12 protein-coding genes are annotated in these 12762 nt (G+C 56.2%); 1 reads left to right on the forward strand and 11 read right to left on the reverse strand.

The genetic code is table 11. The annotated features are described in order from the left end of the window. Positions 1–19: 19 nt before the first annotated feature. The 11 genes from atpA to CLR77_RS05315 all read right to left on the reverse strand — a co-directional run bounded on the left by atpA (position 20) and on the right by CLR77_RS05315 (position 11055). Positions 20–1564 carry a F0F1 ATP synthase subunit alpha gene (gene atpA, locus CLR77_RS05265; protein WP_097459498.1) on the reverse strand — a complete coding sequence of 515 codons (1545 nt, stop codon included), beginning with the start codon at positions 1562–1564 and terminating at the stop codon, positions 20–22. Positions 1565–1592: 28 nt separating this feature from the next. Then, a complete protein-coding gene (locus CLR77_RS05270; RefSeq protein ID WP_097459499.1) occupies positions 1593–2129 on the reverse strand; it encodes a F0F1 ATP synthase subunit delta in 537 nt (178 codons plus the stop codon). 12 nt (positions 2130–2141) lie between these two features. Next, positions 2142–2612 carry a F0F1 ATP synthase subunit B gene (locus tag CLR77_RS05275; RefSeq protein WP_097459500.1) on the reverse strand — a complete coding sequence of 157 codons (471 nt, stop codon included), beginning with the start codon at positions 2610–2612 and terminating at the stop codon, positions 2142–2144. A gap of 46 nt (positions 2613–2658) precedes the next feature. Then, entirely contained in the window at positions 2659–2898 is a 240-nt protein-coding gene (gene atpE / locus CLR77_RS05280) for a F0F1 ATP synthase subunit C (protein WP_097459501.1), read from the reverse strand. A gap of 45 nt (positions 2899–2943) precedes the next feature. Then, positions 2944–3864 (reverse strand): F0F1 ATP synthase subunit A, encoded by a 921-nt coding sequence (atpB, locus tag CLR77_RS05285; RefSeq protein ID WP_097459502.1) that lies wholly within the window; start codon positions 3862–3864, stop codon positions 2944–2946. Between the two features lie 11 nt (positions 3865–3875). After that, a complete protein-coding gene (locus CLR77_RS05290) occupies positions 3876–4283 on the reverse strand; it encodes an ATP synthase subunit I (RefSeq protein WP_097459503.1) in 408 nt (135 codons plus the stop codon). Between the two features lie 283 nt (positions 4284–4566). Then, positions 4567–5442 carry a ParB/RepB/Spo0J family partition protein gene (locus CLR77_RS05295; RefSeq protein ID WP_097459504.1) on the reverse strand — a complete coding sequence of 292 codons (876 nt, stop codon included), beginning with the start codon at positions 5440–5442 and terminating at the stop codon, positions 4567–4569. A gap of 68 nt (positions 5443–5510) precedes the next feature. Continuing rightward, entirely contained in the window at positions 5511–6305 is a 795-nt protein-coding gene (locus CLR77_RS05300) for a ParA family protein (RefSeq protein WP_097459505.1), read from the reverse strand. Positions 6306–6323: 18 nt separating this feature from the next. Continuing rightward, entirely contained in the window at positions 6324–6929 is a 606-nt protein-coding gene (gene rsmG / locus CLR77_RS05305; protein WP_264754674.1) for a 16S rRNA (guanine(527)-N(7))-methyltransferase RsmG, read from the reverse strand. 34 nt (positions 6930–6963) lie between these two features. Further along, positions 6964–8850 (reverse strand): tRNA uridine-5-carboxymethylaminomethyl(34) synthesis enzyme MnmG, encoded by a 1887-nt coding sequence (mnmG, locus tag CLR77_RS05310; RefSeq protein WP_097459507.1) that lies wholly within the window; start codon positions 8848–8850, stop codon positions 6964–6966. Between the two features lie 324 nt (positions 8851–9174). Continuing rightward, positions 9175–11055 (reverse strand): MFS transporter, encoded by a 1881-nt coding sequence (locus CLR77_RS05315; RefSeq protein ID WP_097459508.1) that lies wholly within the window; start codon positions 11053–11055, stop codon positions 9175–9177. 382 nt (positions 11056–11437) lie between these two features. Between CLR77_RS05315 and CLR77_RS05320 the strand changes: the two genes are divergently transcribed. Beyond that, positions 11438–12721: a sensor domain-containing phosphodiesterase gene (locus CLR77_RS05320; protein WP_227519807.1), complete on the forward strand. Its 1284-nt coding sequence runs from the start codon at positions 11438–11440 to the stop codon at positions 12719–12721. Positions 12722–12762: the final 41 nt, after the last annotated feature.

Consider the following 12762-nt stretch of genomic DNA (forward strand, 5'->3'; position numbering starts at 1 on the left):
AGATCGCGGGCCGGCTTCATTACCAGCTCTGAGTCGACTTGAATTTCTCGATTGCAGCTTTCAGGCCGGCGGCGATCTCATCGCTGAAGTCGCCTTTCTCGTTGATCTTGGCCAGCAGCTCTGCTTGCTCGGAACGCATCCAGGACAGCAGGGCAGCTTCAAAGTCCACGACCTTCTTCACGTCGACATCATCGAGGAAGCCTTCGTTCGCTGCGTACAGCACCGTACCCATCTCCGCCACGGACAGCGGCGAATACTGCTTCTGCTTCATCAGCTCAGTGACGCGCTGACCATGCTCAAGCTGCTTACGGGTCGCTTCGTCCAGGTCCGAGGCGAACTGCGCAAATGCCGCCAGTTCACGATACTGGGCCAGGGCCAGACGGATACCGCCACCCAGCTTCTTCATGATCTTGGTCTGGGCTGCACCACCTACCCGCGATACCGAGATACCTGCGTTCATGGCAGGACGGATACCGGAGTTGAACAGGTTGGTTTCAAGGAAGATCTGACCGTCGGTGATGGAGATAACGTTGGTCGGCACGAATGCGGAAACGTCGCCCGCCTGGGTTTCGATGATCGGCAACGCCGTCAACGAACCGGTCTGACCTTTGACTTCGCCGTTGGTAATCTGCTCGACATAATCGGCATTGATTCGCGCGGCGCGTTCCAGCAGACGGGAGTGCAGGTAGAAGACGTCACCCGGGTAGGCTTCGCGGCCCGGCGGACGACGCAGCAGCAGGGAGATCTGGCGGTAAGCCCAGGCCTGCTTGGTCAGATCGTCATAAACGATCAGGGCGTCTTCGCCACGGTCACGGAAGTACTCACCCATGGTACAACCGGCATAGGCCGACAGGTACTGCATGGACGCAGGATCAGCAGCGCCGGCAGCGACGATGATCGTGTGGTCCATGGCATCGTGCTCTTCCAGCTTGCGCACAACCGCAGCAATCGAAGACTGCTTCTGGCCGATGGCAACGTAGATACACTTAACGCCGGTACCCTTCTGGTTGATGATCGCGTCGATCGCAACCGCGGTTTTACCGGTCTGACGGTCACCGATAATCAGCTCACGCTGACCGCGACCGATCGGCACCATGGTGTCGATAGCCTTGATACCGGTCTGAACCGGTTCATCAACCGATTGCCGTGCGATAACACCGGGAGCGACCTTCTCGATCGGCGCCAGAGTCACGTTTTCCAACGGGCCCTTACCATCGATCGGAGTACCCAGAGAGTCGACGACACGGCCAAGCAGTGCTTCGCCGGTCGGCACTTCCAGGATACGGCCGGTACACTTGACCTTCTGACCTTCCGCCAGGCCTTCATAATCGCCCAGCACGATGGCGCCAACGGCGTCACGCTCCAAGTTAAGCGCCATACCGTAAACGCCATTGGAGAACTCGATCATCTCGCCGTACATAACGTCGGCCAGGCCGTGAATCAGGACGATACCGTCGGAAACACTGACGATGGTCCCTTCGTTGCGTGCTTCAGAAGACACATCGAGTTTTTCGATGCGCTTTCTGATGATCTCACTGATCTCGGATGGATTCAGTTGCTGCATGCCTTTGTCCTCAAACCTAAATCTGAAATCAGGAACCTATCGCTTCGACGAGCTTCATCAGCTTGCCGCGTACGGAGGCATCGATAACCATATCGCCAGCCCGGATAACAACTCCGCCAATAAGGCTCTGGTCGATTTCGGCAGTAAGCTTCACCTGCCGGTCGAGCTTCCGGGTCAATGCCTTCGTCAGCTGTTCCTGCTGCTCTTGGTTCAGTTCGAACGGCGAGGTCAGTTCCACATCGACGGAACGCTCCAGTTGTGCCCGGAGCGTCTCAAACATTGCGGATATTTCAGGTAAGAGGGTCAAACGCTTGTTCTCAGCCAGGATCACAATAAAGTTCCTGCCCTGGTCTGACAGCTTACCTTCGCAAACATCGATGACCGCTGTGGCCTTCTGCTCATCAGTGAGCACCGGGTGATTGAGCACCCGCTGCATCTCCGCGTCGCGAGCCACTTCCGCCGCCAATGCCAGCATTGCGGACCACTCCGCCAGTTTGTCGCTTTGCTGCGCAAACTCGAAAGCCGCCCTGGCGTAGGGTCGGACTAGCGTTGTCAACTCTGCCATGTCAAACCTCTTTTACAGTTTCGCGGCCAGCTTCTCCAGCATGTCGCTGTGAGCCTTGGCGTCGACAGAGGTTTCCAGGATCTTCTCTGCACCGGCAATCGCGAGTGCGGCTACTTCAGCACGCAGCGCTTCTTTCGCCCGATTGCGTTCCTGTTCGATCTCCGACTTAGCCGCTGCGATCAAACGCTCGCCTTCTATGCGTGCCTGATGCTTGGCTTCATCGATAATCTGGTTGGAGCGCTTGTTCGCCATTTCGACGATTTCGGCGGACTGTTGCTTGGCCGTACGCAGTTCCTGGGATGCTTTTTCCTGCGCCAGTTCGAGATCACGCGCAGCGCGATCAGCGGCACTGAGCCCATCGGCAATCTGCTTCTGCCGTTCAGCCATCGCTTTGGTTATCGGCGCCCAGACATAGCGCATGGTCAGCCATACAAAGATGGCGAACGCTATCATCTGCCCGATAAACGTGAGGTTAAAATTCACACCGCTTCTCCACTGGATGGAATGAATGGGGTGGTGATTTCGGCGCTTAACCGGCCATGACGAACAGGATGTACAGACCCAGACCAACGCCGATCATGGGAACGGCGTCAACCAGACCCATAACAACGAAGAATTGGGTACGCAGCATCGGGATCAATTCCGGCTGGCGGGCACCGCCTTCCAGGAATTTGCTGCCCAGGATACCTACGCCTACAGCGGCACCAACAGCAGCCAGACCCATAAGGATACCGGCAGCCAGTACGATCAGAGCATGTGCTTCATTCACAGTTTTCTCTCCCGTTTAGTGGTTTTATATCAAATCGACATCTATTTAGTGGCTTTCACCGGTGTCATAGGCCTGCGCCATGTACACAATGGTGAGCACCATGAAGATAAAGGCCTGCAGCGAAATGATCAGGATGTGGAAGAAGCCCCAGACAATCTGAAGCGCGCCCCCAAAGACACCCAGAACAATACCGCCGCTATACATCAGCGCGATGAGGATAAAAATCATTTCGCCGGCGTACATATTTCCAAACAACCGCAGACCGAGGGAAACGGGCTTGGCAATCAGGTTCACCAGCTCCAGGACCAGGTTGATGGGAATAAAAACGATCTGAAGAAGAATATTCTTGCTGCTGAACGGATGCAGGGAAAGCTCCCCGATAAAGCCGCCCAGTCCTTTCTCCCGCACGCTGTAGAAGAGGATCAGCAGGAAGACGTCGAACGCCATACCCAGCGTCACGTTGGGATCGGTCGACGGAACCACCTTGAAGAAGACCTGATGCGGCTCGGCGCCCATCAAATGCACACCGACCAGCTTGGCTACCCAGGGCAGCAGGTCAACGGCAATCAGGTCCATGAAGTTCATCAGGAACACCCAGACGAGAATGGTCAGGGCCATCGGCGCAACCATCACGTTTTTATAGGGGAACATGTTCTTGACGTTGTCCTGCACGAAATCGACGATGATCTCGGCGAAATTCTGCAGCCCCCGAGGTACGCCGCTGGTCACGTTACGCGCAACGGTGCGAAACAGGGCAAAGAAAATCAGTCCCAGGACCAGGGACCAGCCCATCATATCCAGGTGAACGGCCCAGAAGCCCATCGCACCGGCTTCGTTCGAATTGTGAGCCATGGTCCATACAGCTTGATCCTGACCTGGCCGGGTATGCGCCGGCAACTTACCAAAGGTCAGGTTGGTCAAGTGATGATGGATATATTCCGCTGAAGTAAGAGTCTCTCCGGCCATGTTTTTCTCTTCTATAACTTTTTAAAAGTCTTTGTGCTCCAAAAAACCGGAGCAAACGAATTCGATATCAGCACCGCAACAAAGGTTACGACGAACGCAAGCATGCCCAACGGTCTTACCCATTTGAGGACCGCTGCGAACATGACTGCAGCCAGGAACAGCTTGATGAATTCACCCCTGTAAAAGGAACGGAGCATATGTCCAACCGCTCCGGCCCGAATCGGCGCAAAGGCATGCTTCAACAAAAAGGCATTGGGAACGGTGTAAACCAAGCCGCCCAACAATGCCGAGTACGCTGCTACCCAACCTGAAAATAGAAATCCTGTCGCGACCACCAACGTAACCACTATCTGCACGAGAATCAGGCGGTAAACTGGAGGCCGCGTCGTATCAGTTCGTCGGTCTCTCGCCTGCATCATTTTTCCCGGTTACCGGTCGTCGTTGCCTTGCCTCTTATTGTCAAATTTCGCCGTGGACAAGGCGCTCTCTTAAAAGTTCCCGCGCTGCTCAAAAATCCACTAACGTCAAGGCAGGCAGATTATATGGGTTAAGAACACCCGGTTCAACAAAGGAAAAAACGAAAGTTTGTTCAGAAATCAGGCAGGACGCCGTCTAAAAAACTGACGCAGTAGCCCTAGTAGATAAGCCGTTTTTCAGGCACCAGATGTAGTGTTAGGCTCGTTCGAAGGGAACATCCCAACATTACTTGATGTGGTTCAAAATCCCGTCCAATTCGTCGAGAGTGTTATATTCGATAACGAGTTTACCCCGACCTTTCGCCGAATGACTGATTGCCACCCGGGCACCCAGGCGATCAGACAGGTCATCCTGCAGTCGGCGAATGTCCGGGCTCACAGGCGTTTTGGCTGCTGTTTTCTGGGCGGCCTGGGTCTGCTGGAGGTGGCGCACCAGGGCTTCGGTCTGACGAACGGACAACCCCTTCGACACCACTTGCCGCGCAACCTGCATCTGCAGCTCGGGCGGTAGGGTCAACATGGCGCGGCCATGGCCCATTTCCAAATCGCCATGCTCCAGCATCAGGCGCACATCCTGGCAGAGCCCCAGCAGGCGTAAGAGGTTGGTGATGGTCGTGCGCGACTTGCCAACGGCTTCGGCGACCTGTTGCTGGGTCAAACCGAACTCATCCTGCAGACGCTGCAGCGCGAAGGCTTCCTCGACCGGATTGAGATTTTCCCGCTGGATATTCTCGATCAGCGCCATGGCAATGGCTGCTTCATCGGGCACATCGCGGATGATGGCGGGAATACGGTCCATTCCGGCCATCTGTGTCGCCCGCCATCGCCGCTCGCCGGCAATCAATTCGTAACGCCCTTCACCGATGGCTCGCACCACGACCGGTTGCATGATGCCTTGCTGACGAATGGAGTCCGCCAACTCCTGCAGCGCTTCCGGGTCCATATCACGACGCGGCTGGTAACGTCCCCGTTGGATCAGGTCCACAGGGATATCACGCAGTTCACCGTCGTTTTCGGAGGTTTCGCGGTTCAGATTGACCTTGGAACCCGCCAACAGCGCGCCCAGTCCGCGTTCACCCAACCCTCTTTTCTTAGCGGCCATTGTCTGTTCTGTCATTGTGCTGATCGGAAAGGCTTATGTGTCTGGTTGGTTCTCTTCGGCGCCCTGGCTTACACCGCCACGGCCTGCTTGGGCTTACCCAGACCTGTGCGACGAACGACTTCCCCAGCCAGTGCCAGGTAGGCGATAGCCCCCTTGGAGGCACGGTCATATTTGAGGGCTGGCAGTCCGTAACTGGGCGCTTCCGCCAGACGCACATTACGCGGAATGACGGCCTTATACACCTTTTCTCCGAAGTATTCGTTCAACTGGGCAGAGACATCCAGAGTAAGGCTGTTACGTGGATCGTACATAGTACGCAGAATGCCCTCGATTTCCAGTGCCGGGTTCACCGTTTCCTGGATCTGTTCGACGGTATTCATCAGGGCTGCCAGCCCCTCCAGCGCGTAATACTCACATTGCATGGGGATCAGCACGCTGTCGGCAGCCGACAACGCATTGACGGTAAGCAGGTTCAGCGACGGCGGGCAGTCGATCAGAATGTAGTCGTACTCCTCGCGCAGGCTGTTCAATGCGATACGCAAACGGTGTTCGCGACCGATCTCGTTGAGCAGCTCCACCTCGGCAGCGGTGAGATCGCCGTTGGCTGGCAGCAGGTCATAGCCGGCAGCTTCTGCACGAATGCACACTTCCTGCGCTGTCGCCCGCTTGGTCAGCAGATCGTAGCCCGAAAGCTGCAGCGCATTCTTGTCGATCCCGCTCCCCATGGTGGCGTTACCCTGAGGGTCCATGTCGATAAGCAGGACACGACGACGGGTAGCGGCCAGGGACGCAGCGAGGTTGACGCAGGTGGTGGTCTTGCCGACCCCGCCTTTCTGGTTGGTGACCGCGACAACGCGCGCCATGGGTATTCCTCCTGTCCGCTACTCGCGACCAATGATAAGCAAGTGTCGCTCGGCTTCACAACCGGGAACCGCCAGACGATGACTTTCCAGCACTTTCCAACCAGTTGGCAAATCAGCGATTTCCGTATCGGGAAACTGCCCCTTCATCGCCAGGAAACGCCCCTCCGCTGCCAGCAGGTGGCCGCACCACGTTACCAGATTCGCCAGTGCCGTGAAGGCGCGACTGGTGATCTGCATAAAAGGCTCCCGAATCGGGAAATCCTCGGCACGGGCGTGAACGACGTTCAGGTTGGATAATTGAAGCTCTAAACGGCACTGCGTCAGAAAGCGGGTTTTCTTGCTATTGCTATCCAGCAGAGTGAAGTCCTGTGCCGGGCGGGCTATTGCCAGCGGTACGCCGGGCAAACCGCCACCGGCACCGACATCAAGCACCGGCGCCTCCTGCAGGAAAGGCAGGATGCTGAGACTGTCGAGCAGTTGGCGCGAGACCATTTCGGCCGGATCCCGCACCGCCGTGAGATTATAGGCACTGTTCCACTTGTTGAGCAGTTGCAGGAAACCCAGCAGTTTTTCCTGCTGACCGGCATCCAGCGGCAGGCCCAGCGTATCGATTCCCGCGGCGATTTCAGCCGCCCAGCGTACGTCGCTCACTGACGAATCATGCCGGCTGCTTGCGAAGCAGATCACGCTTCTTAAGATGAATCAGCAACTGCGACACGGCAGCCGGCGTCACGCCGGGAATCCGCGACGCATGGGCAATGGTTTCCGGCCGCACTGCCTTGAGCTTCTGTTTGACCTCATTGGAAAGCCCACCGATCGCATCGAAATCCAGTTCGGTCGGCAGAAGCATGTTTTCATGGCGTCGCAACCGCTCGATATCGTCCTGCTGACGCTGGATATAACCTTCGTATTTGACCTGGATTTCGACCTGCTCAGCGACCAATGGGTCGATGGCACCCTCCCCACTGATCTCGGCGATTTCGGCATAGCCGATTTCGGGGCGGCGTAGGAGGTCGGCCAAAGTATGCTCCCTGCTCAGCGCCCGATCCAGGTAACGATCAGCGATAGCACTCTGCTCACTGCCTGGCCGCACCACCGTGCGATCGATGCGCGAGCGGTCGCGCTCGATGGCTTCACGCTTCTCGCAAAAACGCGCCCAGCGCTCATCGTCGACCAGCCCGAGCTGTCGCCCTTGTTCGGTTAAGCGTAAATCGGCATTGTCTTCACGCAGAATCAGTCGATGCTCCGCACGGCTGGTGAACATGCGGTAAGGCTCCTGGGTACCCAGCGTAATCAGGTCATCGACCAGCACACCCAGATAGGCCTCGTCCCGACGGGGATACCAGCCGTCCTTTTCCTGTGCACGCAGCGCCGCATTTACTCCAGCCAACAGGCCCTGGGCGCCGGCTTCTTCATAGCCGGTCGTGCCGTTGATCTGGCCGGCAAAGAACAGGTTCTGGATGAACTTGGTCTCCAACGTGTGGCGCAGATCCTGCGGATTCAGGTAATCGTATTCAATGGCATACCCCGGACGCGTGATGTGCGCATTCTCGAAACCGGCGATGGAACGTACCGCCGCCAGCTGAATATCGAAGGGCAGGCTGGTCGAGATACCATTGGGGTAAAGCTCATGGGTGGTCAGGCCTTCCGGCTCGACGAAAATCTGGTGGGAATCCTTATCGGCAAAGCGGTTGACCTTGTCTTCGATCGATGGGCAATAACGCGGCCCCACCCCTTCAATAACGCCAGCGAACATCGGCGACCGGTCAAAACCGCTGCGGATGATCTCATGGGTACGCTCATTGGTTCGCGTGATGAAGCAGTTCACCTGCTGCGGATGCTCCTCCACAGAGCCCAGGAAGGACATCACCGGCGTCGGCGTGTCACCCGGCTGCGGCGCCATGACGGAGAAATCCACGCTCTTGCCGTCGATACGCGGCGGCGTGCCGGTTTTCAGACGACCCACGTTGAACGGCAATTCACGCAGGCGGCGCGCCAGGGCGATCGAGGGGGGATCGCCAGCGCGACCACCGGCATGGTTCTGCAAACCAATATGGATCACACCGCCGAGAAAGGTACCCGTGGTCAACACGACCGTGGCGGCATGGAAGCGGATGCCGGTCTGGGTCACCACACCGGTAACACGATCGCCTTCGACGATCAGATCGTCCGCAGCCTGCTGAAAAATTTCCAGGTTCGGCTGGTTTTCGAGGATCTGACGAATGGCCGCCTTGTAGAGAATACGGTCGGCCTGGGCCCGGGTCGCGCGCACGGCGGGACCCTTGCGGCTGTTGAGCACGCGGAACTGAATCCCCGCCAGATCCGTGGCATGGGCCATGGCACCACCCAACGCATCGATTTCCTTGACCAGGTGGCTTTTACCGATGCCCCCAATGGCCGGATTGCATGACATCTGGCCCAGCGTTTCGACGTTGTGCGTCAGGAGCAATGTCTGGCAGCCCATGCGCGCCGCGGCCAGACAGGCCTCGGTTCCGGCGTGTCCGCCACCGATGACAATGACATCGAATCGTTTGGGGTAATCCACAGCGCACCTCAGGTAAAGAGCAGTGTTCAAGTAACCGGCTAGTATACCGGGCAAGCCCAAAATTTGCAGCGCGAATGCCTAGTTTTTAACCACCCCACTCCATAGGTACAAACCGAAATGGCAAAATCTGCAAAATATGTCAGTTGTTCAGTCGGTTAGGCGTCCTTCTTCAAAAAAGTTTTCAAGATAGTTATCCACAGGCGAACAGGCTTTGCACAAAGCCTTGTAAGCAAACTAACAAACTGAAATTAAAAGATTTTCCAATCAATATCCAAAACTTGTTCGCTACTTATCAAAAAAGTTATCCACAAAAATTCAGAAAATTCACCGGGAATCACCACGCAGCTGACGTACCTTCTGCTCCAACACCTCGGCACTCACATCCGCTGGCGCCAAGGGTGCACTGGCCACCAACCCGATCCTGGACCAGAAGCGCTTTGGCAAGTGGGTGAATGCCTGTCCGCCGCTATGGCTGAAGAAGCTCCCCCACAGACCCTGCAAGGCCATCGGAATGACCGGCACCGGATTACGCGCGATAATCGTTTCGATACCCGGTCTGAACGCCCCGACATCCCCATCGGTAGTCAGCTTCCCTTCCGGGAAAATGCAGACGACGTGACCTTCGCCCAACTCGGCGTCAATGGTGTGCATGGCGGCATCATAGATCTCGGGATATTTTTTCTGGGAGGCAATCGGCACTGCCCTTGCAAGCCGGAAAAACCAGCCCAGCAGCTTCGAGCGAAAGATGTGATGGTCCATCACAAAGCGCACGGGACGCCTTACCGCACCGGCGATCACCAGGGCGTCCATGTACGACACATGATTGCAGACCAGAACGACCGGCCCTTCGTCGGGAATATGCTCCAACCCTTCATGCCGCACCCGGTAAATCGTGTGGGACAGGATCCAGATAATAAAGCGCAATGCAAACTCCGGGACCTGCTGATAGACGAACACCGCGATAGCAATGTTCATCAGTGCCAGAATCAGGAAGAACTCCGGAATACTGCCCTTGAACACGCCCAATACGAGCATGCCCACCAGGGCGCTGGCCACCATGAACAAGGCGTTGAGAATATTGTTGGCGGCAATGATCCGTGCGCGTTTACCGGGCGCAGTCTCGTGCTGAATGAAGGCATACAGCGGAACAATGAAGAAACCGCCGAACAACCCAATGCCCAGTAGATCGACTAGGATGCGCAAATAGGTAATGCTGCCCAGGACCTGATGCCAATCCAGCACGGCAGCCGGCATGCTGGAAGGGACTGCCAGGAACAAGTCGATTCCGAACATGCTGATACCGATGGAGCCGATGGGGACAATACCCAACTCCACCCGATGACCCGACAGCCGCTCACACAGCATGGAGCCAACGCCAATGCCGACGGTGAAGGTGGCCAGCAACAGCGTCACCACCGACTCGTCGGCATGTAGCGTGTGGTGGGCGAAGTTGGGAAACTGGGTCAGGTAACCCGCTCCCAGAAACCAGAACCAGGAAATCGCCAACACAGAAAGGAAAACCGAGTGTTTTTCCCGGGCGATACCCACCACTCGCCACGTCTCGCTCCAGGGATTGAAGTTCAATTTCAGGTCTGGCTCGATTGCACCGGCCTTGGGGATACCGCGGCTGAACAGGTATCCGACGATGGCGGTCGTCAGTACGGCGATAGCGGCAAAATGACCACTTCCCATCTCCATCAGGAAACCGGCTGTCAGCGTACCCACCAGGATGGCCACAAAGGTTCCCATCTCCACCAACGCGTTGCCGCCAACCAGCTCATGATCATCCAGTGCCTGCGGCAGAATGGCGTATTTGACGGGGCCGAAGAAGGTGGAGTGGATTCCCATGCAGAACAGCAGGAACAACAACATCAGGTACCAATGGTAAATCAGCGACGCTGCAGCGGTGGCCATAATGATGATCTCAGCCACCTTGATCCAGCGAATGATCACCGACTTTTCGAATTTGTCGGCCATCTGGCCCGCCAGCGCAGAAAACAGGAAAAACGGCAAAATGAACAGTCCGGCGGCCAGATTGACGACAATATCGCTGGAAAGACCCGCAATACCGCCAGCCGTGTAAGTCACCAGTAACAAAAGGCTGTTCTTATAAAGATTGTCGTTGAAGGCTCCAGCAAACTGGGTCAGAAAAAAGGGTAAAAAACGGCGGGTTTTCAACAAGCTGTACTGGCTGTGCTCTGACATGTAGCGATCTGCCTCTCAAAAGTCCCTGGGAGAGTTACCCCGGTCCGCAGGGGCCTAATCAGCATATGTTATTGGAGACGGACAGCAACCCATATAGCCCTTAAAAATTCACAACCGCTTATCCGGTAGGCACTATAAAGCGGCATATTGCACTGAAAAATTGCACTCGGAACTGACTCAATAAGTTAACAAAATCAATAATCATCGCGAAATCCCTTGATATAAGAGCCATCCATAAATAGTTTATTTTTTGGCACATTATTGGCTATTGACAGGTCATTGTTTTGACAGAACACCTCAACGTCATACATTCAAACGATCTCTTGAACCGGCCGTCACACCCCTGACGACCACCTCTTTAGGAAGGGCTGAGCAACTAACCATGGCGCTGACACAAACGCTCATGAACGGTGGCAACGACACTCTCAAAAAGGGCAAGGTAGCCAACCATCTATTGTTTCGCGGCATGAAGGTGACGTCGGCGTTCCAGCCCATTGTCAGCCTGACCCATCAGCGGACCGTCGGTTACGAAGCATTGGTGCGCGCCAACAGCAGCGGTACCCCCGTTGCGCCCCCGCACCTTTTCGAAATGGCCCGCAACCTGGGAGGCATTGACCGCCTGGACCGTGGCGTTGCACAACTGCACCTGAACCAGTTCGCCCGTTCACAACCTCCTGTCTGGCTGTTTCTCAATCTCCACCCGGCCAGCATCAGCGCCGGACCGGAAGCGCTCCCAGCAGAGTTGAGCGCCCAGATGCATCATCTTGGAATCCACCCTCAACAGGTAGTTCTCGAAGTCATTGAAGAAACACTCGCGGATGCGACCGTACTCGACAATTTCATCGTCAAAGCGAAGGACATGGGTTTCCGCATCGCTATCGACGACTTTGGGGTCGGCGACTCCAACTTCGAACGTGTTTGGCGCCTGTCTCCACACATCGTCAAATTCGATCGCGCCCTGTTGCTCAATGCAGAGAAGAATCGCAGGGCAAGGCAACTGTTCCGCAGCCTCGTCGCCATGATCCGGGAAAGCGGCAGCCTGGCCGTCGTCGAAGGCGTCGAAACCGCAGCGCAGGCGGAAATTGCCCTCGAAACCGATGCCGATATGTTCCAAGGCTTCTTTTTTGGCCGACCCAACACATTGCAGGATCACCATCCGAAGCTGGACCCGGAGCTGGCCCATTTTGTCCATGGCCATCGGCAGGCCAGTTGGCTTCAGTCACAGACGCATGGCGACTTCCTGCGCCTGTTGCGCTTTGAAATCCTGGCGGCCTGTCACAAGCTTGCCCGTAAGGAGCCCATGCGGGAAATTTGCCAGGATCTGGTTGCCCTGCAAGGTGTAAAACGCTGCTTCCTGCTGGATGCCAAGGGTATCCAACAGGGCGAAATCGTCAGTTCGGAGCATCGAACCGGTCATTCACCTTTCTTCAATCCGCTGTATCAATCCAGCGGTGCCTGTTGGGCCCACCGCGATTATTTCCGCAACGCCATGGATAACCCCAGCCAGATCAACATCTCCCGGCCCTATGTGGCGCTTCCGGACGCCGAGCGGACCATCACCCTTTCTGTCTTCACTTACACCAGCCAGGGAAACATGGTGCTCTGTGTGGATATCCATCCTGACGAATTGTTCGACGGTCGTTTCGATCTGCCCCATAGCCTGTAACCAAGAAGACGGGGTAAAAGTAACGGCCCTAATTTCCGTTG

The sequence above is a fragment of the Mangrovitalea sediminis genome (assembly GCF_002514725.1).
GTDB lineage: Bacteria > Pseudomonadota > Gammaproteobacteria > Pseudomonadales > Oleiphilaceae > Mangrovitalea > Mangrovitalea sediminis.

Excerpts from the sequence above, each read along its gene's own strand:
- CLR77_RS05270 (WP_097459499.1), bottom strand. The coding sequence starts at position 2,129 with ATGGCAGAGTTGACAACGCTAGTCCGACCCTACGCCAGGGCGGCTTTC.
- atpA (WP_097459498.1), bottom strand. The coding sequence starts at position 1,564 with ATGCAGCAACTGAATCCATCCGAGATCAGTGAGATCATCAGAAAGCGC.
- CLR77_RS05300 (WP_097459505.1), bottom strand. The coding sequence starts at position 6,305 with ATGGCGCGCGTTGTCGCGGTCACCAACCAGAAAGGCGGGGTCGGCAAG.
- atpB (WP_097459502.1), bottom strand. The coding sequence starts at position 3,864 with ATGGCCGGAGAGACTCTTACTTCAGCGGAATATATCCATCATCACTTG.
- CLR77_RS05295 (WP_097459504.1), bottom strand. The coding sequence starts at position 5,442 with ATGGCCGCTAAGAAAAGAGGGTTGGGTGAACGCGGACTGGGCGCGCTG.
- CLR77_RS05320 (WP_227519807.1), top strand. The coding sequence starts at position 11,438 with ATGGCGCTGACACAAACGCTCATGAACGGTGGCAACGACACTCTCAAA.
- CLR77_RS05290 (WP_097459503.1), bottom strand. The coding sequence starts at position 4,283 with ATGATGCAGGCGAGAGACCGACGAACTGATACGACGCGGCCTCCAGTT.
- CLR77_RS05315 (WP_097459508.1), bottom strand. The coding sequence starts at position 11,055 with ATGTCAGAGCACAGCCAGTACAGCTTGTTGAAAACCCGCCGTTTTTTA.